Consider the following 22,975-nt stretch of genomic DNA (forward strand, 5'->3'; position numbering starts at 1 on the left):
TTTTCTCAGAATATCATCCACCGATGCAACCATATCTATTTGACTGCGAATAGCAGCATATACTGCTTTAATCATATCAGTTTCTACTATATGCTTTCTCGTGCATTTATAACCACTATTTGTTTCGTAAGTAGTGCATGAAAAATAATAATAAAGCTCATCATTTTTAATCCTTCTCCTGCGAACAAGTTTACATTTGCAATCTCCGCAAATAGCAATATCCTTAAAAATATTCTCAGTATTTTCAAAATGCTTGTTTTGCTCTAAGCGTTCAGTAAATTCTTTATATACTTCCAATCGTCTGGCATGGACAATATCAAAAGTTTCTTGATCGATAATCTGTTCATGGTCGTTTTCAATAATTGTCCATTCATCTCTTGGCACTCTTGATTTTCGCTTGCCTTCATAAAGGGATGCCTGAATTTTGCCATATATCTTGTGTCCTAAATATACTTCATTCTCTGTTATAGCTTTAATTGCCTGACGCTGCCAGATATTGTTATTATAACGGGCATTTTTCCACTCGCCCTTTAAATGTTTGTACTTGCTTGGAGAAGGTATTCCCATATCATTTAAGCGACGAGCTATTGCAGTATCGCTCAGCCCTTCTTCTACTTTCCACTGGTAGATTTGCCGAACGACTAAAGCAGCTTCCTCGTCAACTACAAGTTTATAAGTGCCGTCATCCGGCCTGCTGTATCCATAAGGCACGTGTGCACCTAAAAATTCACCCTTCGACTGTCTTTCTCTGAAGGTAGAGATGATTTTCTTGGATATGTCCTTTGTATAAACATCATTCAAAAGATTTTTCAAAGAAATAATCAAGCCTTCATTACTGTTTTCAGGGTTAAAGCTGTCATAATTATCATTGATAGATATAAAACGGACTCCAAGAAACGGAAAAATCTTTTCAAGATAGTTTCCGGTTTCAAGATAATCTCTGCCAAAGCGCGAGAGGTCTTTTACCACAATGCAGTTCACTCTGCCTGCTTTAACATCGTCCATAAGCCTGTTAAATTCAGGACGGTCAAAATTCGTTCCTTTTTCTCCGTTGTCCGTATATATTGAGTAAATCTGCAAAAATGGCCTTTCCTCAACGAATTGTTTCAACAAATATGTCTGATTTTCAATGGAATCACTATCTTTTCTGTCACGCACATCCTCAATAGAAAGACGGACATACAGTCCTGTTTTAAAAACCTTCTCCTGTGTTACCGTTTCTTTTTGTGCGATCACAGACTGTCTTCTGCTTTTTCTTGCCATGATTAAATCGCCTCCTTAAACGCAACACTCGCATCAAAGGAGTCTGATTTGCTGGCGCTTTCTATAAAACGAATAGCACTTTCATATTCCGCTTGATGTTTAAAATGAATATCGATTTTCCCATTTTCATATACATATATTTTCTCCATCAATGACACAACTACTTTTCGTGTAAGCTGCTCAATGTTTTGGTACTGCTTAAAATTCTCAATCCATAAGTTAGTTGGCGTCTTATTGTTTATAATATCTTCAATCTCTTGTTTACGCTTTAGTATAAGCTTTTCTGCCTTTTGAATTTTAGCATTATATCTGCTGACATGGTTTCGGTATTCTTCTTTGGTGATTACTTTATCTACAAAGTGTTCGTATGATGTCAGCTTATACTTTTGAATCTTTTCTATTTCCTCTTGTGCCTTGACAATTTGAGCATCCAATTTCAATATTTCTTCTTGCTTGTAAGGTAGTGTATCGATATATGTTAGAATACGTTCAATATCAAGAATACTGCGTATATGTACATTTAAAGCCGCCAAAACAGCTTCTTCAAATGCCTTTTCACTGATATTATGGGTAGTGCAACTATTTTTATCATTTCGGTTGGTAGAACAAGTGTAGTAGTAATATTTTTTCCCATTAGCAGGAACCGTCTTGCGGATCATATTTTCTTTACAATCTCCGCAGGCAATAATACCTGAAAAAAGATATACGGTTTCCTCAGCAGGGGCAATCCGAGTGTCATGGAGCAATAAACCATTTACTGTGGTAAATAGCTCTTTTGATATTATAGGCTCATGTGCATTTTCCACTCGCACCCACTCTTCTTTAGGACGTTCAACTCTCGTTTTTATTTTGTAATTCGGAGTGGTTCTTTTTCCCTGCTCCAACACACCGATATACAATTCATTTGTTAAGATTCGTCTGACTGCAACGGCAGACCAGAGAGCCTGCTGTTTTACTTTAAAGGTTGTTTTGTACCTTTCTCCCAATGAGCGTTTATATTCCATAGGGGACAGGATACCCATTTCATTTAGTCGGTTGGCTATACCCTGCTGGCTCATCCCTTCAAGTTTCCACTTGAAAATGTCACGGACAACTTGAGCTGCATATTCGTCTATTTCCAGCTTATTCTTATTATTCTCAGCTTTCTTATAGCCATAAGCAGCAAAAGAGCCAATAAAATCACCCTTTTTACGTTTGATTTCAAGTTGGCTCCTTATTTTAATTGAGGAATCTCTGCAATATGAGTCGTTTATTAGATTTTTAAATGGAATCATGATGTTATCGGTAATATTTGAACCTTCCGCACTATCATAATTATCATTGATCGCAATGAAACGCACACCAAGAAAAGGAAATATCTTTTGAATATATTTCCCTGACTCAATATAGTTTCTGCCAAAACGTGAAAGGTCTTTTACGACAACACAGTTTACCTTCCCTGCCTTAATCTCTTCCATCATTTCTAAAAAGGCAGGCCGATTAAAGTCAACGCCACTATATCCATCATCTACGTGCACAGAAGCAATTTGGATTTCTGACTTTGACCTTAAATATTCACGAATTAGTTCCTTTTGGTTTGAAATGCTGTCACTTTCTTCTTTATCTCCATCATCTCTTGAGAGTCTTACATAAATAGCAGCATTATAGGTTTTGTTATCTTTTAAAAATTCCATGAGTAAAGCCTCCTGTTTGTTTAAAGTATTAGCAAAACTTTAAACACATTGGGCTTCACTGATTATAGTCCAATAAAAGCTTAGCATAAAATTAACTGCGCGTCCAGATTTCCGAAGCGCCAATTTGTAAAGTTTTGCCTTCTACTGTTCTATAAGCTTCTAAAGTAATTCTCCAACCTGTCTTCTAATGTTGCTGTTGTATCGGCGAAACTCATCTTAACCACAACCTTGCCACATCTGAAGCAGTAAGGATTTTTCACTTGTCTGATAAAATCTTTCTTTCGTTCTTCCACCGGTAAATCCGTATTGACTTTGACTGTTTTAATATCTACTAAGGTGGATGGATCAACTGTACGTATATCTATATTTTTCATGTCCGTTATGGTCATGGCTGTATTCATGAAACCGCTCCTTTCAAAAAAAGCGAGCAGCTATTCCCATAACCGCTCACTCAATCTTGATAAAAATATTCTTTTCTTTTTACTTTACGGAAAAATGCTTTTACCTCATCAAGAGAATCTGTCACCCTATAGTCTGATAGGGCACCAAGCACCCTCTTGCGGTACTTTCCTTTTTTACTGATCCTGAAATCTAAAATGGCAATGAGACCGGTATCAGTTTCACATCGAATCAAGCGCCCCATACCTTGCTTTAGCTTAATGAGCATTTCAGGAAAAATAATAAATTCTATAAACTCTTTCAACTCCGCATACTGTTTCTTCCTATGTTCCAAAATCGGTGTCGGTGTTGGAAACGGCAAGTTGACGATAATAAGTGAAGATAGAATATCTCCGGGACAGTCAACACCTTCCCAAAATGAGCCTGTAGCAAAAAGAACACTGTTTCCGCTGTTTTTAAAAGCTTCAACAATGTTCTTCTCACTTTTATCCATAATGAGCTTGAAAAAGCAATTCAGTGGATGATCCAAAAAGAGACAGGTATTTCTTTAGAAATTAAATTATTAGCCGAATGGGGAAATGACCAATTTATTACAGTTAATGTTCCTGCTTGGGAATCCGATAAAATTCCGAAGAACGAAAAAGATATTTTAGAAAAGGCTGGTTATGGCTTTGATGAACCAAGTGATGAAGATTTAGATTTTTTAGTCGAACGTCTTTTTAGATTCGGAGATAAAACAGCCGATTATATTGAGGCTAACCGGTCCGATATGCAGAATGAAAATGATTTTACCATCAATATTCTTATGGATATAGAGCATTATGCTAAATTAAAGCACAGTATAGTTTCACCTTATTAAGAGTTAGTCTTAAACTTTATGAAATCGAGTCTCTATCTTTATGAAAATCAGTCTCAAACTTTATGAAAACCCACAATCAATTACTAGAATATGGTTGAATTCATGCACGTACAATGTTATAATCTATGTATATAGATATCTATATAGATATATACATAGATTATGATTGGAGGGTTTATTTTATGGTTCTAAAAACAGCTCAAGCGGAAATTATACTGTCTTTTGTAAAAGGTTCGTGGGATAATTTGCCTGATGATACAAAACAAACATTTTATACTGTTGTAAAAATAGGTGAAAAACTTCCCATAAGTAAGATTGCTATTGAAACAAAAATTGACCGTACAAAAATCAATTCCTGTATAGCTGCGCTTGAAGCGTTGCAGTTAATTGTTCACTCAAAGTTTGGGCAAGGAAAATATTATGAGTTGACCGATTTAGGAGCAAGTTTTGCAGAAACGAAATTAAATGTGAATGTGGAGGACTAAAGTATGACTACGAGGAAGAAAGAGATAAATGTTCCTGTTAAGGCTATTGGGTGCGGTCAAGGTGGTTCTAACCTTATTGTGGCCGGGAAAAATATTGGGATGTTTGAAGCTGTAGCTAGTATCAACACAACCACGGCTGATGATATGGGAATTGAATCTGCATATCAGATTCTTTGCTTAAATGAAGATAACCCGAAACGAGGGGCCGGGAAGGATGCAAGAAAAGGCGCACAGCTTTATATAGACCATCTTAAGGAAGTAAAGGAACGTTTGGCTATGATTTTTAACCGAGGTTCACAAGATCCTTTCTATGTCATTTCGGCCAGCCTGGGCGGTGGCTCTGGAAACGGTATTTCTAATCTTTTAGCTAAGACATTGAGACAAGGAATGTCACCTGAAGCACAACAACCCGTCCTTGGCTTTATGACGTTACCTGAAGATAGTTTTGTTGAACAAAGGGCAGCAAGAAATGTGCTTATAGCCTTAGAAGAAGCCAGAACTAACCGTATTTATGATAGTTTGTTTCTAATTGATAATAACAAGGTTTATGATAAGGTTCGGGAAGGAAATAAGCTATCTAGTGTTAATGAAAAACTTTGGGAACCATTGGCCCACACGTTGTCCTATGTAGGGAAAAAATCTACCGCAACTATGGACGTTGAAGACTTTGAAGCATTAATGAAAATTGGCCGTTGCGCTGCGATCTATGAAATCCAGATAGGTAAAGACTTAGATAGTATGGATACTTTGCGTGAAATGGTCTTAAGTTCCTGGGCAGATGATAACCATTTTTATTCTAATGACCATTCACACCCTCATCGGCTTTTAAAAGATGATTATACTCATGGTTTTGGTCTTATTATTGCTGCTCCTAATTCTATCCTGGAACGTAAACGGTCTATATTTGAAGGTTTCTATTCCGATATAACACAAATTCTTGGAAATCCTTTATCTTACCGGGGCTTCGTATCAGATGAATCTTTAAAAGATAATTTTAATTCAATCCGGGTTATTACAATTTTCACTGGACTACCTTTCCCTTTAAGCCGTATTGGTGAAATTTCCGAACATGCAAAACAAGCTTCTAAGGAAATTATTGACGATACCCCAAGTTTTCTAGACGGAATTGATAGAAATGTTCTTCTAGGAAAGCAAAAGGTACAGAAGTCTAATCCTGAGTCATTTAGTATGTTTGATATCCTTAATGATGAATCTCCTGAAGATGAACCGGATCTTGGCATTGATTCAGCCTTTTTAAATACCCCGGCTACAAAAACTAAGAAGCGTAAGGGAATCAATTTTGGTTAATAAAACTTTTGGAAGTTCCTTGAGGTATGTAATGTATCTCAAGGGATCTTCCGGAGCTGCGGATCGGCCGGGCCGGGTGAGATACAATAATAGGGGGAATTTTAATGGCAAAACCTAACTTGAAATCTGTTCGTATGTCTGACTTGGTTTTAAATACTGTTAATCAAGTTAAAGGTGACGGATTTAACGAAAAATTTGAGAATCTTGTTACGGAGTTTTATTACACTATCCCTAAAAGGGAAGAAAAACTTAAAAATATTGAAAAATCTATTAAGGAAAAAGAAGCTGCCTTAAATCATCTTCAATCTGAAATAGCTAACATTATCAAGTTGGCCCAGTCTTTGAATTCACTATATACGTCTTATGACTTTAAATCTATTTCTGAATCCCTTAATAAATTAAGAGCAAGTTAAGATTTGTACTTTATCAAATAAAGGATGACTGAGATTTTTAGGATTAATTATATCGGTTGATCGGAGGATTTTCTTATGAATGAATACCTTGAACGCATAGAGAAGTTCTTAAATAACTTCTCGCTTCACAGTCCAAACGGACCGTTCTTTTCATCCTGGCCGGTTATTGTTACCCGTTGGCATAATAAAGATAAAGAAAATGGTACCCTTTATGAATATAAGTACCCGTCTGCTTTCTTTCGTGCTTTAAGCTCAAAATATAATCTTCATGTTCTTTCTCTTGATAAGAATAAATCTGAAAGGATACATGTCTTAAAACTGTTCATCGACAAGTTAATAAACGGTGAGATAGATATTTTCGTCTATCATTTTGGACTTTATCTTGTTTACAAAGATTATTATTACGAACATAGAATACGTGAAGATCTCACAGAGGAATCAATAGGTAAAAAACGTTTTGAGTTTATTAAGACGCTGCCGGAAATAAAATATATGGATACTGACGATTTTATTTCGGCTGTGTGGTCTGATCTGATTGAACATAAGGAAGGAAAAACCGGAGATTACCGTGTAAGTCCTTATATGAGTAAGGTTCGAATTTTATTTGACGCCTATCAATTTGAAAATTACACCGGCATTCATTATCCGGATGCGGATTGGGTGGAACCGGAATCTGGTAGTGTGGATTTAAGGTGTAAAATCTGGACTAAAGAAGAAGATCCTATGGCGAAGATTAGTACGTTGCCTCAAGGATGGGTTGAGGGGCCTATTTATTACGGTTCTATTGACTCAAACGGTAGCTGTTGTCATTTTGTTCAAAACACGCGAATAAACTGCGGCAGTCTAATTCAAGTGAAGTTTGGCAAGGGCTTTATAGAAGGCCGATATGAATGCGATCTTGCCAATAAAGGCCCGATCCTGATCTATCGCGGGGATGAATATTTTATTATTCCGGAAGGCCATAAAGTGAGAATAAAAAGGGTGTAATAATCGTAATGGACGTTATGGACGTCCAGAAAATTACAGCGAAGAACATAGTATAAAGGTATGTATTTTCCCAGACTTAATTATTGATCTTAAGTGTGTGTTTCAAGGGGTTTAGAAGAATCAAACTGTCTATGGGGGTGGAATATATGGATCTACAATATAAAGGTGTAAACAGTCGTGGACGTGCAGAATGGATTGAACGTGATCTCGCACGCCCAACACTTCCAGAAGGTTTGGTAATGGAAGAATGGCAAGTTAATCAATACATACCGTTTGTAGACGGTATTCGATCTTACATTGGTCGTGATTTAACAAAAGATGAACTTAATACTATAGCTTGGTTGGCTGGATACGAACAAAGTACAATTAACAATATAATGAGCCTTATTAAAGCTGCCAATTTACAAGGAAATGTTCAAAGATAAAGTTGATTTTGAATTTAAGCTTAAAAAACAGAACTTCTTTTTACTGAAAGGAATAAGAGATATGAACGTATCTCAACTGAAAAAAATTTATGAAGTTAATGACCTAAAAGACTATGAACTCAGAAACACAGAAGATTTACTAAAAGTGCACGGGATTGATTTTCGAGACATGGCCGGATACAACCGGTTAGATGATCTAAATAAACAACTCTATTCGAAGTTCATCGTTAATTTCTTCAACCAGCAGGGGCTTAAATCCAGGATATCTTTAATTCCCAAAGGAATTTACTTTGTCGAAGAAATAGAATACCTAATAAAAGAAGATCCGGAAGATGAATCATGGCTGATCGTCGGAGGTTTAATAAAATCAATTGATAAAAACGGTCTTAAAAGCGTACTGCATGAATGGAAAAATGAAGATTATAACCACATGGTATTTACCGAAAATAAACCTAAAATATACTTACGGTTTGAATATTTGCATCGAGGTCGAGATGAATGGATACGGGTGATAAGTGAAAACTTTTGGGGGTAAAACTTTTATATTAATCAAAAAGAAATGGAGCTGATAAAATGACATACCAGGACAAAGACAATATGACCGTTCAGGAGAATATATACCTTGCAAAACGGTTGTTGGTAGAAAATATCTATCACAGCGCAAAATTAGAAGGCTGCAACGTTACTTTTCCTGAAACAAAAACTATTCTGGATGGCATAAGCGTTGGAAACTTAAACATGTCAGATGTAGAATGTATCCTAAATCTTCGTGATGCCTGGAAATACCTTTTGGCTAACATTGAGGAACCTTTTACGCTTGATTTCGCAAATACTATTAACGGATATGTTTCCAGGAATGAAAGCCTGAAATGGGGCGTATTACGGGACGGTAACGTATATGTCACCGGCACTAAATATGTACCTCCGATCCCTAATGTGAGCCTGGTCCGACAGGAAATTGAAAACATCATAAATCTTTCCACGCCAACAGAACAGGCCATTCGTTACTTCACTTGGGGAATCCGCAGCCAGCTTTATTTTGACGGGAACAAACGTACTAGTACTTTATGCGCTAATAAAATATTAATCAGTCAGGGCAAAGGCTTGCTGTCTGTTCCGGAAGAATATCTCTTAGAGTTTAACCAAAGACTTACCACATTCTACGACACAGCAGATTATAACGAAATTGAGCCTTTTATCTATGACCGGTGCATCCTTAAATTCGATCCGTTATCAAAATAACAAAAGGTTTTGTACCTGGACATAGATGATCTTATAACAAAGGAACTATCGTAAATGAGAATTTCAACCGGTATGATACGACCTGTTGATCCTTTAGGTAGAGCAGTTTTACCAAAAGAACTTAGAGATATTATGTCAATCAATAGTGTCCAGAAAAAATATTAAACATGCTTAGGCTTCCTCACTGTGAGTAAATAAATATTTCATTATGGGGTGATTTTTTATAAAAGAGTATAATAACCCAAATATTAATGATCGTTATGTTTTGATCTACCGACACTCAGGAATTAATATTTTTGTTTTAAAATCTGCTTACCCGGCTCAAGGAGATCTGCTTGGCTATGTTATTGACCATAAAGATTTTCAAAATCGACATTATAATTTGGTTCAAGATGCTATAAACGATATCGATAAGTTATCTCAAAGACTTGAAAAGAAGAAAAAATATAAAGAAGTAGTAATAAAACAATGTATTGAACTCCTTTATATTTTAAAGCGTATTCCTAATCAAGTAGAATTTAGTAAATATACAAATAAACAGCCACTGGGCGTTAGGGAAATTACTGATATTTTCGGAAGTTGGGAGGATTTTCTTCAGGCATGTATTACTTCCGGAAGGGATGGGAAAAACCGCAGTTATAAAGAGTTTCTTAAGCCTCATGAGGGAAACATGCGTTTTATTACAACTTTGCGAGAGTTTTCAGACGATGAATGCTTTGAGGCGCTAAAGGATGCCGGTAGAGCCTTGGGTTCTTCCTTCACTATGGCACAGTATGACCAGTGGCAAAAAGAAAACAGAAAATACCCTACAGGATCAGTGATACAACAAAGGGTCGGCTGGAATAAAGCAAAAATACAACTAAATTTGAACCCGCTGAAAATGATGAAATGATCTCTCTTAAAGTCTTATCTATTTCCCCTGTTAACGAACGTTGCCATACTCCTAAATAGGTTAAGGTTAGACGCAAAATGTATCTCAATTATCTTTCCGGATGCGCTGCCGGTCAGAAACCATGAGATATATTTTTATTAGTGTTTTCTTCTTTATTTATTCAGGTATACTAAATTACTTGAAATACAAAAGCTGGCTTGGATCAACGCTTAGTGCTTGTGCTATCCTATATAAAGAAATAATCGATACACCATAAACAGCCGTACTTTCAAGATGGCTAATGGTGGTATAACTTAAACCTGATTTTTCGGCAAGCTGATTTTGGCTAAGTCCTCGTTGCTTTCTTAAAAATTGAATTTTAAACCCAATATTTTTGATAAATTGTATTTCTTCCTCTGTATATAACTTGCTGTTGATAGGGGGCATATGATTCCTCCATTAAATACACATAGAGAATATTTTATATAAATTTTATCTAAATTTAAATTGCAATAATACGCAATATTAAGGTATAATGTTGTGGTTATACTGCAATTGGAAATATTTGTAGTATATATCTTATGAATTTATTTTTTAAAAGAAGGAGTAATTGCAATGCTTAATATTGCTATATGTGACGATATGCACCTACAACGGGAACTTGTTAAAATATTAATTCAAGAATATGAGATACAAAATTGTGTACGCTTTAATATATATCAATTTGAAAGTGGAGAGAAATTCCTTGAAAAATTCCTAGAAAATACTAATTTTTTTGATCTTATTTTTTTGGATAACATCATGAAAAATCTGACCGGGCTACAAACAGCAATAAATATCCGATCTTATAATAAAACTTGCCATATTGTCTTTATAACAGCATCCGAAGAAACTAACTTTCAAGAAGTTTCACCGCTTAAAGTGATTATTAAACCTGTTCAAATAGAATTGTTAGATAAAATATTAGATACGGTATTATCCGGGGAGATTGTAAAGAAGATAATCTAAGTTTCTTCCTGGATGTAAATATATAAAAAATGTATCTCAAATACCTTCCCGGATCAGCTGGCCGGTTCGCAAGAGTGAAATACACATCAACTTTTAATAAGGATCAAACCCATGATTTTTTAATCATGGGTTTTTCACTTTTTTAAATACCCTTCGCTTATCTTTTGAAGGTCCGTTATATCTCACACTTTTGCCGTCTCCGGGCAACAGGGGGGAGATGTCGAGCTACATTTTTTATTACCCCCTCCCCTACTTAGAAAATAATTTCCATCAATTCACTCTTTACATCAAATAATAATTTTTGTAGTATAATATAATCGAACATATGTTCTAGTATTATTAATATTAAGTAGGAATATTCATGAAAGTTGTTATGAAACCAATTGAAATGGTGGCAGCGTTTAATTTAGACGGAATATCCACCCCGTTAAAATTTAGAATCAAGGAACATGATTCTCTTTCCACCATAACGGTTGAGCATATTAATTTCCGATCCGAGGAAAAACTAGCAGGCAATAAAATGATAATATTTTGCTGCCAAAGCACGGTAAACGGAGCACTAAAAGTTTTTGAATTAAAGTTTGAGACTTGTACCGGTAAATGGTTTTTGTTTAAGATTTAAGGAGATCGAGCATGGCCAAACGAGTTATTTTTCATATTGATGCTAATTCGGCCTATCTTTCCTGGGAAGCTGTCCACCGGCTTCAGCACGGCGATCCTTTGGATTTACGAACGGTCCCTTCTGTAGTCGGCGGTAATCCGGAAACCAGGCACGGGATTGTTTTAACAAAATCGATACCGGCTAAAAAATATAACATTCAGACCGGCGAATCCATTTTTGAGGCAAAAACAAAATGTCCTGGCCTTATTATTGTTCCGCCGGATTACGGACTATATATGCAATGCAGCACCGCTTTTGGTGACCTTTTAAGAGGATATTCCCCTTTAGTTGAGCAATATTCGATAGATGAATATTTTCTTGATTATACCGGATTAGAGACTCTTTATGGTGATCCTTTGACCGCTGCATATCGGATAAAAGATCAAATTAAGCAAGAACTTGGGTTCACTGTCAACGTAGGAATTTCAAATAATAAACTACTTGCCAAAATGGGTTCCGAATTAAAAAAGCCAGACCGAGTCCACACCCTTTTCCCTGAAGAAATGCCTGATAAAATGTGGCCGCTGCCGGTTGAAGAACTATTTGGAGTTGGAAGGGCTACCGCCCCTAAGCTTCGGGATCGGGGAATAAGGACCATCGGGGACCTCGCCTATACAAACCCAGATCACTTAAAGCTTTTTCTTAAAAGTTATGGTGTCCTTTTATGGAATTTCGCCAATGGCCGGGATGAATCCCAGGTTAGAAAAAATAGACGAGTTATGATAAAAGGTATTGGTAACTCCACAACAACCCCTTTTGATATTGAAGATCGGGGTACTGCTCACTTGGGTTTACTTTCACTTGTTGAAACGGTGGCAGCCAGGTTACGAAAGGCTGAATATCTTACACAGCTTGTTTCAGTCTCAATACGAACGAATGAATTTTACTCCTATTCTCATCAGCGAAAAATATTCACGCCAACCGATTGCACAAACTCAATAAATGAAGTTGCTTGCGAATTATTTGATGAGATGTGGAAGAATGAACCTATCCGACATTTAGGAGTACGGGTATCAGAGCTGTGCATAAATAGTTTTGTACAAATGTCTCTTTTTGAATGTGATATTGAGAAGCAACGGGCATTAGATCGGACTATTGATAATATCCGGGTTAGGTTTGGTAATTCTGCAATGCTGCGAGCATCTTTTTTACATAGTGGGTTGCATTTTATGTCAGGAGGTACGATCACTGATGAAGAATATCCGATGATGTCCAGCTTATTATAAATATTATCCCCTCCCCTTCCGTGATTATTGTTTTGGACTTTCTAACGATTCACATACAGAACATCATATGGTAAGATATAACAAACGACATATAACAAGAAAGAAGCCTGTAATTTAGACCTTAGCGGCTTCTTTCTTGTTTACCAAGTTAAAACCAGCAATTAAAGCTGGTTTGTTTTTTAAGACATATTTCTTTTATTATCATAGTAAAAGAGACATTCAAGGTTTAAATTGCTACGCATTTCGACAGGTTCACGTCTTTTTTTTTCAATTCTACTTCAAGTCCTATTCCTTCAAGATACTTGATAAAACTTCTTAATGTTGGTGTATTCCCCACTGTTTCTATTCTTGATACTGTTTGCTGCTTTAGGCCGGTTAATTTTGCAATTTCAGGCTGTGATACACCAAGTTCTTTTCTTAGGTCTACTGCTTTTTTAATAAGCGCATATTCAGCCTCAATCACATCAAAAGCTTGTTTGAATTCAGGATCTTCCCTTTTTAAATTATCCACTTCTTCCTTGATATTAACCTTTTTAAATGCCATTTTAATTACTCCCTTTTTATACAAATACTTTTCCTAATTCTTTTCCAACCTGTTTTGCTCTTTGTTTTGCTGTTTCCACTTCAAATAATTCTGCTTTATCCTTTTGTTTTTTACAAGCATGTAATATATAAAAATTATCTTTATCTGCCACAACATAAAAAAATCGGTTTTGTCTTGGAAATTTTATTTCCCAAAGCTTCTTGTCTATTTGTCGGGTATCTAAACTCTCTTTTAGATATACAAGACCTTCTTCTTCCAGTTTCATCATTATAAAAAGTCCTTCTGCCTTTTCACTTTTTGGAAGGTTGTTCAAATAATCAGCAATGAGATCCTTTCCTCCCGAAGTAATATATCGATATACATTCATAATTTTGCCCCTTATGTATAAGATTATACATCAAAGTTGTTGTATATTAACTTAAGTTAATTATACAACATATATGTTGTATGTCAATCCATTTAATATATATTTTAATGTAACACAATGTATTTAAGTTACATTCACAAATAACCTGAATAACGCATGAAATCAAGGTTTATTTTACATTCTCAAAGAAATAGCTGGAAAACTTGTATTTTAATGTACTTCATTTTATGTTATACTAATATTAAAGTACATTCATTAAGGGGCTTTAAGAATGGATTTTGTGGAACCAATTCGTGATAAAAAACACATAGAAGCCATGAAAAAAATTCTTAAATCTGATAACTTAAGAAACTTTGTTTTGTTTGTTGTAGGAATTAATTCCGGATTACGGATCAATGATCTTCGGCAGCTTGAAGATACAGATGTTAAAAAACCTTCTGGAAAATTCAAGGAAAGAATTATACTTCGGGAAAGCAAGACAAATAAACTTAAGAATTATCCGATAAATGATAGTGCTAAAAAAGCTTTACAAGAATATTTAGGTAATTCCCCTCCTACAGGAACCCCCTTATTTCCAAGCCGTAAAGGGGACAAGCCTATTTCAAGAGTCCAGGCATATAGAATACTTAATAGTGCTGCAAGACTCATAGGTATTCAAGATCATATAGGCACTCACTCATTACGAAAGACTTTTGGTTATCATGCTTTTAAACGTGGTTATCCCATCGCCTTATTAATGGAATTATTTAATCATTCGTCTGAAAAAATGACTCTTAAGTATATTGGTATAACCCAGGATGATATTGATAACGTTTACATTAATGTTAATCTTTAAAATCGGTATGTAATGTATCTCAATGGATCTTCCGGAGCTGCCGATCGGCCGGGCGGGATGAGATACAAAAAGATAGGAGGTTTAATATTGAATACCAATGATAAAACACTAGAACTTATGTCCCAACTGGAAAAAGGAATTAAAGAAACCTTTACAAGTGAACGATACATCAATTTTTTAAAGGTTCAATCACAATTTTATACTTACAGTTTTAATAATGCTATGCTGATTTCTATGCAAAATCCAGATGCGACAAGAGTTGCCGGTTATAAGACGTGGCAAAAGCTTGAACGGTATGTAAAAAGAGGTGAACACGGGATCTCTATCCTGGCCCCTAGTCCATATAAATACGAAAAATCTGTTAATAAAATTGATCCTAAAACAAAACAACCAATGAATGATCCGGCTACCGGTGAATTGATAAAAGAAAAAGCAACCCAAGAAGGTTTACGTTTTGTAAAGGTTTCAGTGTTTGATGTTTCCCAAACCGAAGGGAAAGAACTCCCTTCTCTATGTAACGAACTAAAGGGTAATAGCTTAGAGGCTAGCAATATAATAAGGGCTGTAAAACGCATATCAGAGGTTCCTATCATTGAAGATGTTATTAAGGGTTCGAACGGTCCTAAAGGTTACTTTGACAGGGAAAAGAATCTTATAGCTGTAAGACTAGGTATGAGTAACGACCAAACTGCTAAAACATTAGTCCATGAATATGCCCATGCTACCGTACATCAGCAACCTTTATTTGACCGGGCAACAAGAGAAGTCCAGGCCGAAAGCATAGCTTATATTGTATCTAACCGCTTTGGGCTTGATACAAGTGCCTATACGTTTGAGTATGTTGCTGCTTGGAGTAGTGGACGGGAGCTGCCGGAGTTAAGATCCTCAATGGATCTAATACAAAAAATATCGAACGATATTATTAATAAGATGGAATCTGTAATGACTAAAGATATCTCTTTAGAAAAAGAGCCTATTACAGTAGAAATATTGTCATCTAAAGATAGTTTCTTCATGAAAGGCCAATTGATGAGCTTTGAGGAGGCAGATAAGTTATTTACTCAGTATGAAGCAGAACATTTTGCAAAACGTTCTGTTGAAAGAGATATCAACGGTAATTTGCTACCTCCTATCCCTTATTCTCAAACCGAAATGATGGTTCATTTAGCAGATGGCCGGACATTCAATGTGCGTTTTGATATTGGTGCCGGTGACGATCAGAGCCTTGCAGATTGTTTGCATAGATATTCTTTTGATGCAAAAAGATATATCGAAAATTATCATTTGCAACAAAATCAGTCTTCATCGGCTGCTCCCTTATCCCCTGATAGTGAAAATCTTATTCCTGGAAACTATTATGGGAAGATAGACTTTTTAGGCAATTCCGGAAATGTTGGTGAAACGATATATTTTAAAGATAAATTGTCTTTTGATAAAGAAGTGTCCGAGAGCCGAGATATTGGCCGTCCAATGGTTCCTAAGATTTTTAATAGTTCAGATTTAATAAAGAACCAAATTATCGCCCGTTACGAAAAAGAATTCCCGGCAATAAAACACATCACCGAAAAAACAGCAAATCTTATTGACTCATTAAAAGAGCCATTAACGGTCAAAGAGATCAAAAATACTTATAAGTTGGCCGGAAAAAAACTTGAGTCCGGCTGTAGTTGTCCAAGTGATGAGATAACCTTTAATAAGCTTAAAAATATCGTCGATGATTTTAAACATGCTCAATTACTTGAAAAACAAGCACATTTGAATGAGAAGGCGTTACATAATCAAGTAGTTAAGCAAAGTATGGATATGGAAATAAGTATGTAAATAAAAGGAGCAAATTATTATGATGATTCAATTTAACTATGAAGAAGCAGAATTAATTAACGGGTTATGTGATGAAGCTGATCCCTCCCCTACTCTTAATGGTATTGTAACCAGACTTGAGACTATTACAGTCGATGATGAGGGCTTAATTCCTATTGTAAAGTCAACAATTTCAAAATTACAGCTCTTTAATAATGAGACATTCAGAAATATTTTAAACGACCTGCCTTTGGATACTTTTAAAATGTATCCCACTCTTTAAGCATCCCTCCCCTATTTTAAGGATTTTAGTAATTTTAGGGGGAAACAATGGAGAAACTTTTTTTGTATACTTTTCTTGTTTTACTTCTGGGATACTTTCTTAACAAACTGATTATTAAAATATGGGACGATCGGGCCGTTTCTGTCATTTCTAAAAATTACGTATTAATCACATTTATTACCGGTCTTACTTTTTTTCTTGTTTGTTTTTTCAAATTAGATCAATCGACAGAACGGCTTATTTTTATTTTTCTTTTTGTATACCTTTTGGTTGTCTTATCTATTATTGACCTTTATACTTTTAGATTACCCGATGCGTTAGTATTTCCCCTAATATTTTTAAGCTTAATAAGTTCCCTGGTTACTCATATTCCTGTTTTTATCAATGGATTTTTGGGAGCTTTGATAATCAGCATTATGTTTTTTTCTATATCGGTTTTATTTCCTAAAGCAATGGGTTTTGGGGATGTTAAGCTTGTTGCAGCGTTAGGATTATTTTTAGGTATTCCATATGTTTTCATGGCGATTTTTTTGGCTTGTTTTTTAGGTGCTGCAATTGGAGCAATCCATATTCTTGTTTCTAAAAAAGGTATTAAAGATCCTATCCCTTTTGGTCCTTTCTTAGCAGTCGGTTCAATTATTATTCTTCTTTTTCAATCTAAATATATTCTCTTTTAATTTTTCCCTCCTAATCTATAAAAATTTATAAATAAAAAATCACAGTATCTATTTCGCTGTGATTTAACAAAATTGCTATTCATAAGAAAATTTTTCAAATATTCTTCCCAAAATCATGGAAAAGTGCTAAAATAAGTACAAGTTTTCAGTATTTGTTCTTTATCAAACCAAAATCCCTTTCCGGTCTGCCAGCCAGAAAAGGATTTCTGCTCCCCTGTTAAAACCCAACAGTGAGAGTTGGTAGAGATAGTATATCACTTATATACTATCCAAACAAGATTTTTTTATTAATTTCTTGTAAATTAACCAGCGTTCTATGGGTGCTGGTTTTATATTTTATAGAATCATTTATATTATTTTTGTTGATTTATCAAAGATATTTTGTGAGTTAAGATTAAAAAGAAACAGCAAAACACCCCGTAAGTGTTCCGGTCGGCAAACTTGATCACTTAACGGGGCGTTACCTAGACAATATCAACGTTGTTATTACATGATTATTTTATCATAAAATAACGTTCCCTGTCTAGTTTGTTGTTATAAAAAACGCAAAAAAAGAGAGGGTTTTTTTATGGAGAAAAAAGATAACACAATTATTCGTGTAAAAAAGGACAAAGATAATCCTTATGTAATGCTGAATAAAGGCTTTTTAAATAATCCTAAAATAAGTTGGAAATCCAAGGGCTTGCTGGCCTATCTTCTTTCAAAGCCTGATAACTGGATCATTAGCATCTCCCACCTTATTAAAGAAAGTGAGGATGGAGAAAAATCAATTCGCAGTGGGCTTAATGAGCTTCAGGAATATTGTTACCGACAGCATTACCCTGTCTATTGTAAAGGAAAAGTGCGCTTCTGGGAAAGCCTTATTTATGAATCCCCCTTTCCAGTAGACCAAAAAATAAAATCAATGACCTTTCTTAATGACGGATCGGCTTATTATATATTTCAGGACGGACGAAAAGAGCCAGCAGAAATACAAGAAATACCAGATATAATTAAGGAATTCCTTGATAACACTGGATCTGTTCTACTTTCCCAAAACCTCCAAGTAGAAAACCTACAAGCAGAAAATGTCCAAGAAGAAGACCTCCAAGTAGAAAACCTACATGAAGAATTTCTTAATGAAGAAAAACTACATGGAGAAAACGAAGGACAAATAATTAATGATTTAACTATAAAACGAGATTTAGGAAATAATGATTTAAGTCAGTCTGTTTGTCTGTCTGCTAATTCAGACAGACAAACGGACGAACTTGAAAGAATCCTTTCTGTCTTAACGGATAAATCCCTAGATCCTTCTGTCCCCCCTGCTTTTCTTAAAAGCTTAGAAGGCATAATTACACAAATGTTTTACTCAAATACTGTCACTATCGACGGAGCATCAATACCGCAAGAAATCATCAGGAAGGTTCTTTTACAATTAACGCCAGCCTGTATTGAGCATACGGTGACAAAATTTGATGAATATACAAGGTTGAATGAAGTGAAGAACCCGAAAAAATACTTACAGACTATACTTTATAATTCGGTTTATGACGAAGAAATATCTGTAAAATCTACTGTTAATTACAATGTCTTTGGTAATGGCCGTAATAATGCTAAAGACGAATGATAATAATAATCTATCTATATAGGTAGATACATAGATAGGTATATATATAAATAAAAAGAAGTGTATGTATCTCAAAATTTCAGCTGCAGCCGTACGGCCATCGCAGGATATGAGATACATTTTTAACTTCTTTTTCAAGTTAGATTTTAAAGACCAATATCGGCAGGTTAATCCTGCCGGTTTATCTGTATCTCAAGATGATTTCCTGGTTCCTGGATCGGTTTGGTCGCTTGAGATACTGATAATGTATCTCAGGTGAGCACCGGGATCTGGTGGCCGGTCCGGAGAAGTGAGATACAAAGGATCTGAAGGCGTACCCTTAACTCATGAAAAAATACCTGTGGCCGGGCAGAGAAGCGAACTATATTTTTTCATCAGTATGGGTACCAATAAGAACGAGCGGACTGCTCCCTGAAGGCAGCAGACCGCAGGAGGCAGGAGAAGGCACCAGGGCAACTTGACAAGCCGTGATAAAGCCGGTGATGCGGACGGGGGGCACTAGGGGGTGTGGAACCTGGATGAGGCTCCCCCGTCCGGGATGAATGTTATCACGGCAGTCAAGACTTATGGACCGTGAACATAAAAAGCAGCATATGAGGTATTCCTAATATTTATCCTTCCCGGCCCAACGGCCCCGGCCATGACGCACACGGCCCGGAAGGGATAAGGAGTGTGAAAAATATTTTCAGCTCTTTTTTTACCCTTCTAGTATTGTAATATGATGCGCTTTATATTATAATATATATAGTTGATAAATTTACTTGGAGGGCTTGGAAATGAAAACGATTTATGAATTAAATTACGAACGTATATATCCCTTATTGGCTGATTATAAGAAGCTTTCGATTAAAAATTTTATGGATTTGGTTGTTCAAAAGATCGGAAAAAACGAATATCAAATTGCCCATTATTATGAGCAGAATGGTGATTTAATGGCTGATCCTGAAATGACCGTTAGAATAGATCCTGAATTAAAAACGGTTGAGGCTTTAACATTTCAGATGGATGCTATAGGACTTTATCAGGAAGTGTATCCAGAACCAGGACAATACTATCCTCGTTTAAAGAAAGAATTAAATGATTTTCTAAGACAGTGGCTTAAAAATCTTGAACAACAAGGATTTATAAAAGAAGCCTTAAATAAATAAGTCTAGATAATAATAATAAACCCATCCTGGCTTCATGGCCGGGATGGGTGGTTAAAAATAATCGATTTTCGGAGGAATAATTTATGAATGCATTAAAAGAATGTAAAGCCTGGAAAATAGGCGAAAAGTGCAAGATAAAAGAATGGGCAGGAATTTATGAAATCGGATGTTTCCATCAATATGGGCAGGGTGAAAATAGCTTTGTAAAAGTAAATGTATACAAGTTAAAAAAGGATGGCTCTAGAAATGGCATGAATACAAGTGTTGATATTGGTTTACTTCTTCCTTTGGATGCTAAACAACCTTCAATTGATAACAATGGGTTAAGTGCCCAGGAATATGCAAAACAAGCTTTTTCTTGTGGTTTTGCAAAAAGTGATTTTTTTAGAACAACTTCTGAATCAATTGTAAAAATTGTTTCAATTTCAAATACTGGGCGGGTTAAGGTACAAGGTCTTACTATTAAAAAAGGTATCCAGGCCCGGAGTAAAAAAATAGACAAGGTAAAAATTTATAGCCAAGAAGATTACATAGTTAATTTCGCAAACCTTGAGTATTTTCTTGATGGTAACGAAATGACTTTCTCACCACGGCTGCATGATGGGAAATGGAACTTTTCTCATAGCTGCCAATATCTCAAGCCAGTTGATATGAAATTAACACGTTTATTAGATTAGGAGGTGTTTATAATGGAGGGTAATACTATGAAAAATATAAAAAATTTGCCGACTGGATGGAGAATTCAAACTGGACTAAACTCGGACTATTTTCTCAGCGTGAAACTTTGGGCTAAAGAACGAGGAAGGCAAGTAGCAGAAGCTCGTAAGGATGGAAACGTAGACGCAGCTATTAAGGCACTGGAAGAAGGTAAATGCTACAAAAATGGTATTAAGGAAACTCTTAAAGGTCTTGGAATAGAATATCCGTATTTCGTATATGACAATGAAGGAAAGTGTAGATACATTATTGAGAGCGAAGTTAATAAGCAGTGGAAAGTCTACACTGCGGAATAAATAAAAGCCGAGCCAGGCGGGCCAATCCTGGCATCCTCCCTCCCCTATTTGGGGAGTATTTTTAATTGAATTCAAATGGTATTTGCTGAGTAGTGTGCCTGGTAAAAAAATGAAATCTGGTATAGTAAGATTTGTTAATCATATAATTAACTAACTAATTAACTAACTAAGAAATATAATGAATAGTTAACTAAAATAATAATTAGCAAGCTAATTAAATATTTATTATATTATTTAATTATAGAATTTATTAACTCATTCATTTATAATTTAATTAAAAATTGAATGGGGTGAATATCGATGCGTTTAAAGCCGAAGGACACAAAGGTATATTCTATAGCTTCTGAAAAAGGGGGCGTAGGTAAGACAGCCACAGCAATAAATTTAGCTGTTGCCCTTGGTAAATTGGGTAAGAAAGTTGCTATTATCGATATTGACGCACAAGGACATGTAGGAAGAAGCTTGGGTTTTGATAAAAAAGGACTAAAGCTCACGATGGTTGATGTCTTAATAGGCCGGGCCGACATGGAGGAAATAAAATTAAAAACTCCTTATGGAATTGAAATCTTCCCATCGAGGAAGGACCTAAGTTCTTTGGACGATATTGTAAGAAACCCAGAAAACGCATTGGCATTCCCTGACAAGACCATTCTTTTAAAGGAAGCAATAGATGAAATAAGGAACAAATACCAATATATAATTATTGACTGTCCACCGGCTTATAATTTATATACTATAAATGCTTATGTAGCTTCAGATGGGGTAATAATACCGGTTGTGCCCGAGGGACTTCCGGTAGATGGACTAACCGAAGTATTGGAAAATGTAAATAACGTCAAAAGTTCAGGCCGGAATAATCGACTGGAGGTCATAGGAATTCTAAAAACTATGGTTAAACACACTACTTTGCATATATCATTTGGAGATCAATTAAATCAATTCTGCTTAAATAATAATATTAGGGTTTTTGAAGCTACTATCCCGAATGTCATAGGATTTGCTGAAGCACAGACATTAGGTAAACCTGCATTGATATATGACCCAAAAAACCCAAAATTACAGGGGTATATGAAATTAGCAAAGGAGGTAATAAATATTGGCTAAGAAGGATTTTAATGTTGTTGCACAAGACTTACTTACAAATGCATCATTAAAAGTAGTATCAAATAAAACCCAGCCGGTGAAGGATGAACAGTCTGAAAAAGAGGAAAATGAAGTGATTACTGTTTCTCCTTCTACTGAAGTTACAATAAATGAAGTTACACAAAAGCAACCCGCTCAAAAGCCGATAAATAAACAGGAGCATAGAAAAAAGGATGACTCTCCCGGCCAAAAAGTTGATGCAGAAATAAATTCTTTTTTTGCAGTTAAAGAAAAGCCGGTCAGGGTGTTAAAAGGTTTTTATATTGAAGAAGAAGTAGCAAAGAATCTGAATGAAATAAAACATAGGTACAATAAAGATATCTCAGATGTTGCAAACGAAGCGATAAAGACTTTTATTAGACCAATTGTTGAATCGTGGAATAAATAAAATATATGTATCTCATAATTTGCGCCGGTGCATGGCTGGAGGGTGCTGCTTTGAGATACATATTATATTTTGTATCTCAGCGGATCTTCCGGAGCTGTCGATCGCCGCGGCGGGATGAGATACAAAGGATCTGAAGGCGTACCCTTAACTCATGAAAAAATACCTGTGGCCGGGCAGAGAAGCGAACTATATTTTTTCATCAGTACGGGTACCAATAAGAACGAGCGGACTGCTCCCTGAAGGCAGCAGACCGCAGGAGGCAGGAGAAGGCACCAGGGCAACTTGACAAGCCGTGATAAAGCCGGTGATGCGGACGGGGGGCACTAGGGGGTGTGGAACCTGGATGAG

At 35.7% G+C, this 22,975-nt stretch carries 31 protein-coding genes; 24 read left to right on the forward strand and 7 right to left on the reverse strand.

Translation table 11 applies throughout. The annotated features are described in order from the left end of the window. From A7D23_RS10665 to A7D23_RS10680, 4 genes are all read right to left on the reverse strand, one after another. A partial coding sequence (locus A7D23_RS10665) for a recombinase family protein (protein WP_068883739.1) occupies nucleotides 1-1,263 on the reverse strand: 1,263 nt, incomplete at its 3' end. A 2-nt stretch (nucleotides 1,264-1,265) separates the two neighbouring features. Further along, nucleotides 1,266-2,936 carry a recombinase family protein gene (locus A7D23_RS10670; RefSeq protein ID WP_055666352.1) on the reverse strand — a complete coding sequence of 557 codons (1,671 nt, stop codon included), beginning with the start codon at nucleotides 2,934-2,936 and terminating at the stop codon, nucleotides 1,266-1,268. A 149-nt stretch (nucleotides 2,937-3,085) separates the two neighbouring features. Further along, nucleotides 3,086-3,337 (reverse strand): DUF6870 family protein, encoded by a 252-nt coding sequence (locus tag A7D23_RS10675; protein ID WP_028308463.1) that lies wholly within the window; start codon nucleotides 3,335-3,337, stop codon nucleotides 3,086-3,088. A gap of 50 nt (nucleotides 3,338-3,387) precedes the next feature. Beyond that, entirely contained in the window at nucleotides 3,388-3,828 is a 441-nt protein-coding gene (locus A7D23_RS10680) for a helicase C-terminal domain-containing protein (RefSeq protein WP_083221905.1), read from the reverse strand. 27 nt (nucleotides 3,829-3,855) lie between these two features. Between A7D23_RS10680 and A7D23_RS10685 the strand changes: the two genes are divergently transcribed. The 9 genes from A7D23_RS10685 to A7D23_RS10725 all read left to right on the forward strand — a co-directional run bounded on the left by A7D23_RS10685 (nucleotide 3,856) and on the right by A7D23_RS10725 (nucleotide 9,946). After that, nucleotides 3,856-4,194 (forward strand): hypothetical protein, encoded by a 339-nt coding sequence (locus A7D23_RS10685; protein ID WP_068883743.1) that lies wholly within the window; start codon nucleotides 3,856-3,858, stop codon nucleotides 4,192-4,194. 182 nt (nucleotides 4,195-4,376) lie between these two features. Next, nucleotides 4,377-4,679 carry a hypothetical protein gene (locus A7D23_RS10690; protein ID WP_068883745.1) on the forward strand — a complete coding sequence of 101 codons (303 nt, stop codon included), beginning with the start codon at nucleotides 4,377-4,379 and terminating at the stop codon, nucleotides 4,677-4,679. Between the two features lie 3 nt (nucleotides 4,680-4,682). After that, on the forward strand, nucleotides 4,683-5,987 hold the full coding sequence (locus A7D23_RS10695) for a hypothetical protein (protein ID WP_068883747.1): 1,305 nt from the start codon (nucleotides 4,683-4,685) through the stop codon (nucleotides 5,985-5,987). A gap of 104 nt (nucleotides 5,988-6,091) precedes the next feature. Further along, the gene (locus A7D23_RS10700; protein WP_068883749.1) at nucleotides 6,092-6,400 is read left to right on the forward strand and encodes a hypothetical protein; all 309 of its coding nucleotides are present in this window, start codon (nucleotides 6,092-6,094) and stop codon (nucleotides 6,398-6,400) included. Nucleotides 6,401-6,475: 75 nt separating this feature from the next. Beyond that, a complete protein-coding gene (locus A7D23_RS16270) occupies nucleotides 6,476-7,387 on the forward strand; it encodes a hypothetical protein (protein WP_068883750.1) in 912 nt (303 codons plus the stop codon). Between the two features lie 146 nt (nucleotides 7,388-7,533). Further along, nucleotides 7,534-7,812 carry a hypothetical protein gene (locus tag A7D23_RS10710; RefSeq protein WP_068883752.1) on the forward strand — a complete coding sequence of 93 codons (279 nt, stop codon included), beginning with the start codon at nucleotides 7,534-7,536 and terminating at the stop codon, nucleotides 7,810-7,812. A 61-nt stretch (nucleotides 7,813-7,873) separates the two neighbouring features. Continuing rightward, entirely contained in the window at nucleotides 7,874-8,347 is a 474-nt protein-coding gene (locus A7D23_RS10715; RefSeq protein ID WP_068883798.1) for a hypothetical protein, read from the forward strand. Between the two features lie 38 nt (nucleotides 8,348-8,385). Continuing rightward, the gene (locus tag A7D23_RS10720; protein ID WP_083221902.1) at nucleotides 8,386-9,054 is read left to right on the forward strand and encodes a Fic family protein; all 669 of its coding nucleotides are present in this window, start codon (nucleotides 8,386-8,388) and stop codon (nucleotides 9,052-9,054) included. Nucleotides 9,055-9,319: 265 nt separating this feature from the next. After that, complete coding sequence (locus tag A7D23_RS10725; protein WP_068883754.1) at nucleotides 9,320-9,946, forward strand: hypothetical protein; 627 nt, start codon at nucleotides 9,320-9,322, stop codon at nucleotides 9,944-9,946. Between the two features lie 174 nt (nucleotides 9,947-10,120). Here A7D23_RS10725 and A7D23_RS10730 read toward each other — a convergent pair whose 3' ends face one another. After that, complete coding sequence (locus tag A7D23_RS10730) at nucleotides 10,121-10,372, reverse strand: helix-turn-helix transcriptional regulator (protein WP_068883755.1); 252 nt, start codon at nucleotides 10,370-10,372, stop codon at nucleotides 10,121-10,123. A gap of 168 nt (nucleotides 10,373-10,540) precedes the next feature. On the opposite strand from A7D23_RS10730, the gene A7D23_RS10735 reads away from it, so the two are divergent. The 3 genes from A7D23_RS10735 (at nucleotide 10,541) to A7D23_RS10745 (ending at nucleotide 12,820) form a co-directional block, all read left to right on the forward strand. Next, on the forward strand, nucleotides 10,541-10,933 hold the full coding sequence (locus A7D23_RS10735; RefSeq protein ID WP_068883757.1) for a response regulator: 393 nt from the start codon (nucleotides 10,541-10,543) through the stop codon (nucleotides 10,931-10,933). A gap of 361 nt (nucleotides 10,934-11,294) precedes the next feature. Continuing rightward, nucleotides 11,295-11,555 (forward strand): hypothetical protein, encoded by a 261-nt coding sequence (locus A7D23_RS10740; protein ID WP_068883759.1) that lies wholly within the window; start codon nucleotides 11,295-11,297, stop codon nucleotides 11,553-11,555. Between the two features lie 11 nt (nucleotides 11,556-11,566). Further along, complete coding sequence (locus A7D23_RS10745) at nucleotides 11,567-12,820, forward strand: DNA polymerase IV (RefSeq protein ID WP_068883761.1); 1,254 nt, start codon at nucleotides 11,567-11,569, stop codon at nucleotides 12,818-12,820. 226 nt (nucleotides 12,821-13,046) lie between these two features. On the opposite strand, the gene A7D23_RS10750 is transcribed toward A7D23_RS10745, so the two are convergent. Further along, nucleotides 13,047-13,364 (reverse strand): helix-turn-helix transcriptional regulator, encoded by a 318-nt coding sequence (locus tag A7D23_RS10750; RefSeq protein ID WP_068883801.1) that lies wholly within the window; start codon nucleotides 13,362-13,364, stop codon nucleotides 13,047-13,049. A 16-nt stretch (nucleotides 13,365-13,380) separates the two neighbouring features. After that, complete coding sequence (locus A7D23_RS10755; protein ID WP_068883763.1) at nucleotides 13,381-13,731, reverse strand: type II toxin-antitoxin system RelE/ParE family toxin; 351 nt, start codon at nucleotides 13,729-13,731, stop codon at nucleotides 13,381-13,383. A 271-nt stretch (nucleotides 13,732-14,002) separates the two neighbouring features. Between A7D23_RS10755 and A7D23_RS10760 the strand changes: the two genes are divergently transcribed. The 12 genes from A7D23_RS10760 (at nucleotide 14,003) to A7D23_RS16590 (ending at nucleotide 22,913) form a co-directional block, all read left to right on the forward strand. Beyond that, nucleotides 14,003-14,566, forward strand: a complete 564-nt coding sequence (locus A7D23_RS10760; protein WP_068883765.1) for a site-specific integrase — start codon at nucleotides 14,003-14,005, stop codon at nucleotides 14,564-14,566. Nucleotides 14,567-14,653: 87 nt separating this feature from the next. Then, nucleotides 14,654-16,387, forward strand: coding sequence for an ArdC-like ssDNA-binding domain-containing protein (locus tag A7D23_RS10765; RefSeq protein WP_068883767.1), 1,734 nt, complete (start codon nucleotides 14,654-14,656; stop codon nucleotides 16,385-16,387). 19 nt (nucleotides 16,388-16,406) lie between these two features. Then, nucleotides 16,407-16,649, forward strand: a complete 243-nt coding sequence (locus A7D23_RS10770; protein ID WP_068883769.1) for a hypothetical protein — start codon at nucleotides 16,407-16,409, stop codon at nucleotides 16,647-16,649. 47 nt (nucleotides 16,650-16,696) lie between these two features. Continuing rightward, nucleotides 16,697-17,326 (forward strand): A24 family peptidase, encoded by a 630-nt coding sequence (locus A7D23_RS10775; protein ID WP_068883771.1) that lies wholly within the window; start codon nucleotides 16,697-16,699, stop codon nucleotides 17,324-17,326. Between the two features lie 568 nt (nucleotides 17,327-17,894). Continuing rightward, nucleotides 17,895-18,935, forward strand: coding sequence for a hypothetical protein (locus A7D23_RS10780; protein WP_068883773.1), 1,041 nt, complete (start codon nucleotides 17,895-17,897; stop codon nucleotides 18,933-18,935). 326 nt (nucleotides 18,936-19,261) lie between these two features. After that, nucleotides 19,262-19,396, forward strand: coding sequence for a hypothetical protein (locus tag A7D23_RS16585; protein ID WP_282432018.1), 135 nt, complete (start codon nucleotides 19,262-19,264; stop codon nucleotides 19,394-19,396). Between the two features lie 315 nt (nucleotides 19,397-19,711). Continuing rightward, on the forward strand, nucleotides 19,712-20,083 hold the full coding sequence (locus A7D23_RS10785) for a DUF1249 domain-containing protein (protein ID WP_068883775.1): 372 nt from the start codon (nucleotides 19,712-19,714) through the stop codon (nucleotides 20,081-20,083). A gap of 83 nt (nucleotides 20,084-20,166) precedes the next feature. Further along, nucleotides 20,167-20,760 carry a hypothetical protein gene (locus A7D23_RS10790; protein ID WP_068883777.1) on the forward strand — a complete coding sequence of 198 codons (594 nt, stop codon included), beginning with the start codon at nucleotides 20,167-20,169 and terminating at the stop codon, nucleotides 20,758-20,760. Nucleotides 20,761-20,772: 12 nt separating this feature from the next. Further along, entirely contained in the window at nucleotides 20,773-21,096 is a 324-nt protein-coding gene (locus tag A7D23_RS10795; protein ID WP_068883779.1) for a hypothetical protein, read from the forward strand. Nucleotides 21,097-21,396: 300 nt separating this feature from the next. Next, nucleotides 21,397-22,200 carry a ParA family protein gene (locus tag A7D23_RS10800; protein WP_068883781.1) on the forward strand — a complete coding sequence of 268 codons (804 nt, stop codon included), beginning with the start codon at nucleotides 21,397-21,399 and terminating at the stop codon, nucleotides 22,198-22,200. Beyond that, nucleotides 22,193-22,627, forward strand: a complete 435-nt coding sequence (locus A7D23_RS10805; RefSeq protein ID WP_068883783.1) for a hypothetical protein — start codon at nucleotides 22,193-22,195, stop codon at nucleotides 22,625-22,627. Before A7D23_RS10800 ends, A7D23_RS10805 begins: the two co-directional genes overlap by 8 nt. Nucleotides 22,628-22,778: 151 nt before the next feature. Beyond that, on the forward strand, nucleotides 22,779-22,913 hold the full coding sequence (locus A7D23_RS16590; RefSeq protein ID WP_282432019.1) for a hypothetical protein: 135 nt from the start codon (nucleotides 22,779-22,781) through the stop codon (nucleotides 22,911-22,913). The last annotated feature ends 62 nt before the right edge of the window (nucleotides 22,914-22,975 follow it).

It is taken from the genome of Dehalobacter sp. TeCB1 (genome assembly GCF_001707455.1).
Lineage (GTDB): Bacteria > Bacillota > Desulfitobacteriia > Desulfitobacteriales > Syntrophobotulaceae > Dehalobacter > Dehalobacter restrictus.

What these genes read in the sequence shown, in the direction of transcription:
- A7D23_RS10670 (WP_055666352.1), bottom strand. Translation starts at nt 2,936, where the DNA reads ATGGAATTTTTAAAAGATAACAAAACCTATAATGCTGCTATTTATGTA.
- A7D23_RS10675 (WP_028308463.1), bottom strand. Translation starts at nt 3,337, where the DNA reads ATGAATACAGCCATGACCATAACGGACATGAAAAATATAGATATACGT.
- A7D23_RS10680 (WP_083221905.1), bottom strand. Translation starts at nt 3,828, where the DNA reads ATGGATAAAAGTGAGAAGAACATTGTTGAAGCTTTTAAAAACAGCGGA.
- A7D23_RS10685 (WP_068883743.1), top strand. Translation starts at nt 3,856, where the DNA reads ATGATCCAAAAAGAGACAGGTATTTCTTTAGAAATTAAATTATTAGCC.
- A7D23_RS10690 (WP_068883745.1), top strand. Translation starts at nt 4,377, where the DNA reads ATGGTTCTAAAAACAGCTCAAGCGGAAATTATACTGTCTTTTGTAAAA.
- A7D23_RS10695 (WP_068883747.1), top strand. Translation starts at nt 4,683, where the DNA reads ATGACTACGAGGAAGAAAGAGATAAATGTTCCTGTTAAGGCTATTGGG.
- A7D23_RS10700 (WP_068883749.1), top strand. Translation starts at nt 6,092, where the DNA reads ATGGCAAAACCTAACTTGAAATCTGTTCGTATGTCTGACTTGGTTTTA.
- A7D23_RS16270 (WP_068883750.1), top strand. Translation starts at nt 6,476, where the DNA reads ATGAATGAATACCTTGAACGCATAGAGAAGTTCTTAAATAACTTCTCG.
- A7D23_RS10710 (WP_068883752.1), top strand. Translation starts at nt 7,534, where the DNA reads ATGGATCTACAATATAAAGGTGTAAACAGTCGTGGACGTGCAGAATGG.
- A7D23_RS10715 (WP_068883798.1), top strand. Translation starts at nt 7,874, where the DNA reads ATGAACGTATCTCAACTGAAAAAAATTTATGAAGTTAATGACCTAAAA.
- A7D23_RS10720 (WP_083221902.1), top strand. Translation starts at nt 8,386, where the DNA reads ATGACATACCAGGACAAAGACAATATGACCGTTCAGGAGAATATATAC.
- A7D23_RS10730 (WP_068883755.1), bottom strand. Translation starts at nt 10,372, where the DNA reads ATGCCCCCTATCAACAGCAAGTTATATACAGAGGAAGAAATACAATTT.
- A7D23_RS10735 (WP_068883757.1), top strand. Translation starts at nt 10,541, where the DNA reads ATGCTTAATATTGCTATATGTGACGATATGCACCTACAACGGGAACTT.
- A7D23_RS10740 (WP_068883759.1), top strand. Translation starts at nt 11,295, where the DNA reads ATGAAAGTTGTTATGAAACCAATTGAAATGGTGGCAGCGTTTAATTTA.
- A7D23_RS10745 (WP_068883761.1), top strand. Translation starts at nt 11,567, where the DNA reads ATGGCCAAACGAGTTATTTTTCATATTGATGCTAATTCGGCCTATCTT.
- A7D23_RS10750 (WP_068883801.1), bottom strand. Translation starts at nt 13,364, where the DNA reads ATGGCATTTAAAAAGGTTAATATCAAGGAAGAAGTGGATAATTTAAAA.
- A7D23_RS10755 (WP_068883763.1), bottom strand. Translation starts at nt 13,731, where the DNA reads ATGAATGTATATCGATATATTACTTCGGGAGGAAAGGATCTCATTGCT.
- A7D23_RS10760 (WP_068883765.1), top strand. Translation starts at nt 14,003, where the DNA reads ATGGATTTTGTGGAACCAATTCGTGATAAAAAACACATAGAAGCCATG.
- A7D23_RS10770 (WP_068883769.1), top strand. Translation starts at nt 16,407, where the DNA reads ATGATGATTCAATTTAACTATGAAGAAGCAGAATTAATTAACGGGTTA.
- A7D23_RS10775 (WP_068883771.1), top strand. Translation starts at nt 16,697, where the DNA reads ATGGAGAAACTTTTTTTGTATACTTTTCTTGTTTTACTTCTGGGATAC.
- A7D23_RS10780 (WP_068883773.1), top strand. Translation starts at nt 17,895, where the DNA reads ATGGAGAAAAAAGATAACACAATTATTCGTGTAAAAAAGGACAAAGAT.
- A7D23_RS16585 (WP_282432018.1), top strand. Translation starts at nt 19,262, where the DNA reads ATGAAAAAATACCTGTGGCCGGGCAGAGAAGCGAACTATATTTTTTCA.
- A7D23_RS10785 (WP_068883775.1), top strand. Translation starts at nt 19,712, where the DNA reads ATGAAAACGATTTATGAATTAAATTACGAACGTATATATCCCTTATTG.
- A7D23_RS10790 (WP_068883777.1), top strand. Translation starts at nt 20,167, where the DNA reads ATGAATGCATTAAAAGAATGTAAAGCCTGGAAAATAGGCGAAAAGTGC.
- A7D23_RS10795 (WP_068883779.1), top strand. Translation starts at nt 20,773, where the DNA reads ATGGAGGGTAATACTATGAAAAATATAAAAAATTTGCCGACTGGATGG.
- A7D23_RS10800 (WP_068883781.1), top strand. Translation starts at nt 21,397, where the DNA reads ATGCGTTTAAAGCCGAAGGACACAAAGGTATATTCTATAGCTTCTGAA.
- A7D23_RS16590 (WP_282432019.1), top strand. Translation starts at nt 22,779, where the DNA reads ATGAAAAAATACCTGTGGCCGGGCAGAGAAGCGAACTATATTTTTTCA.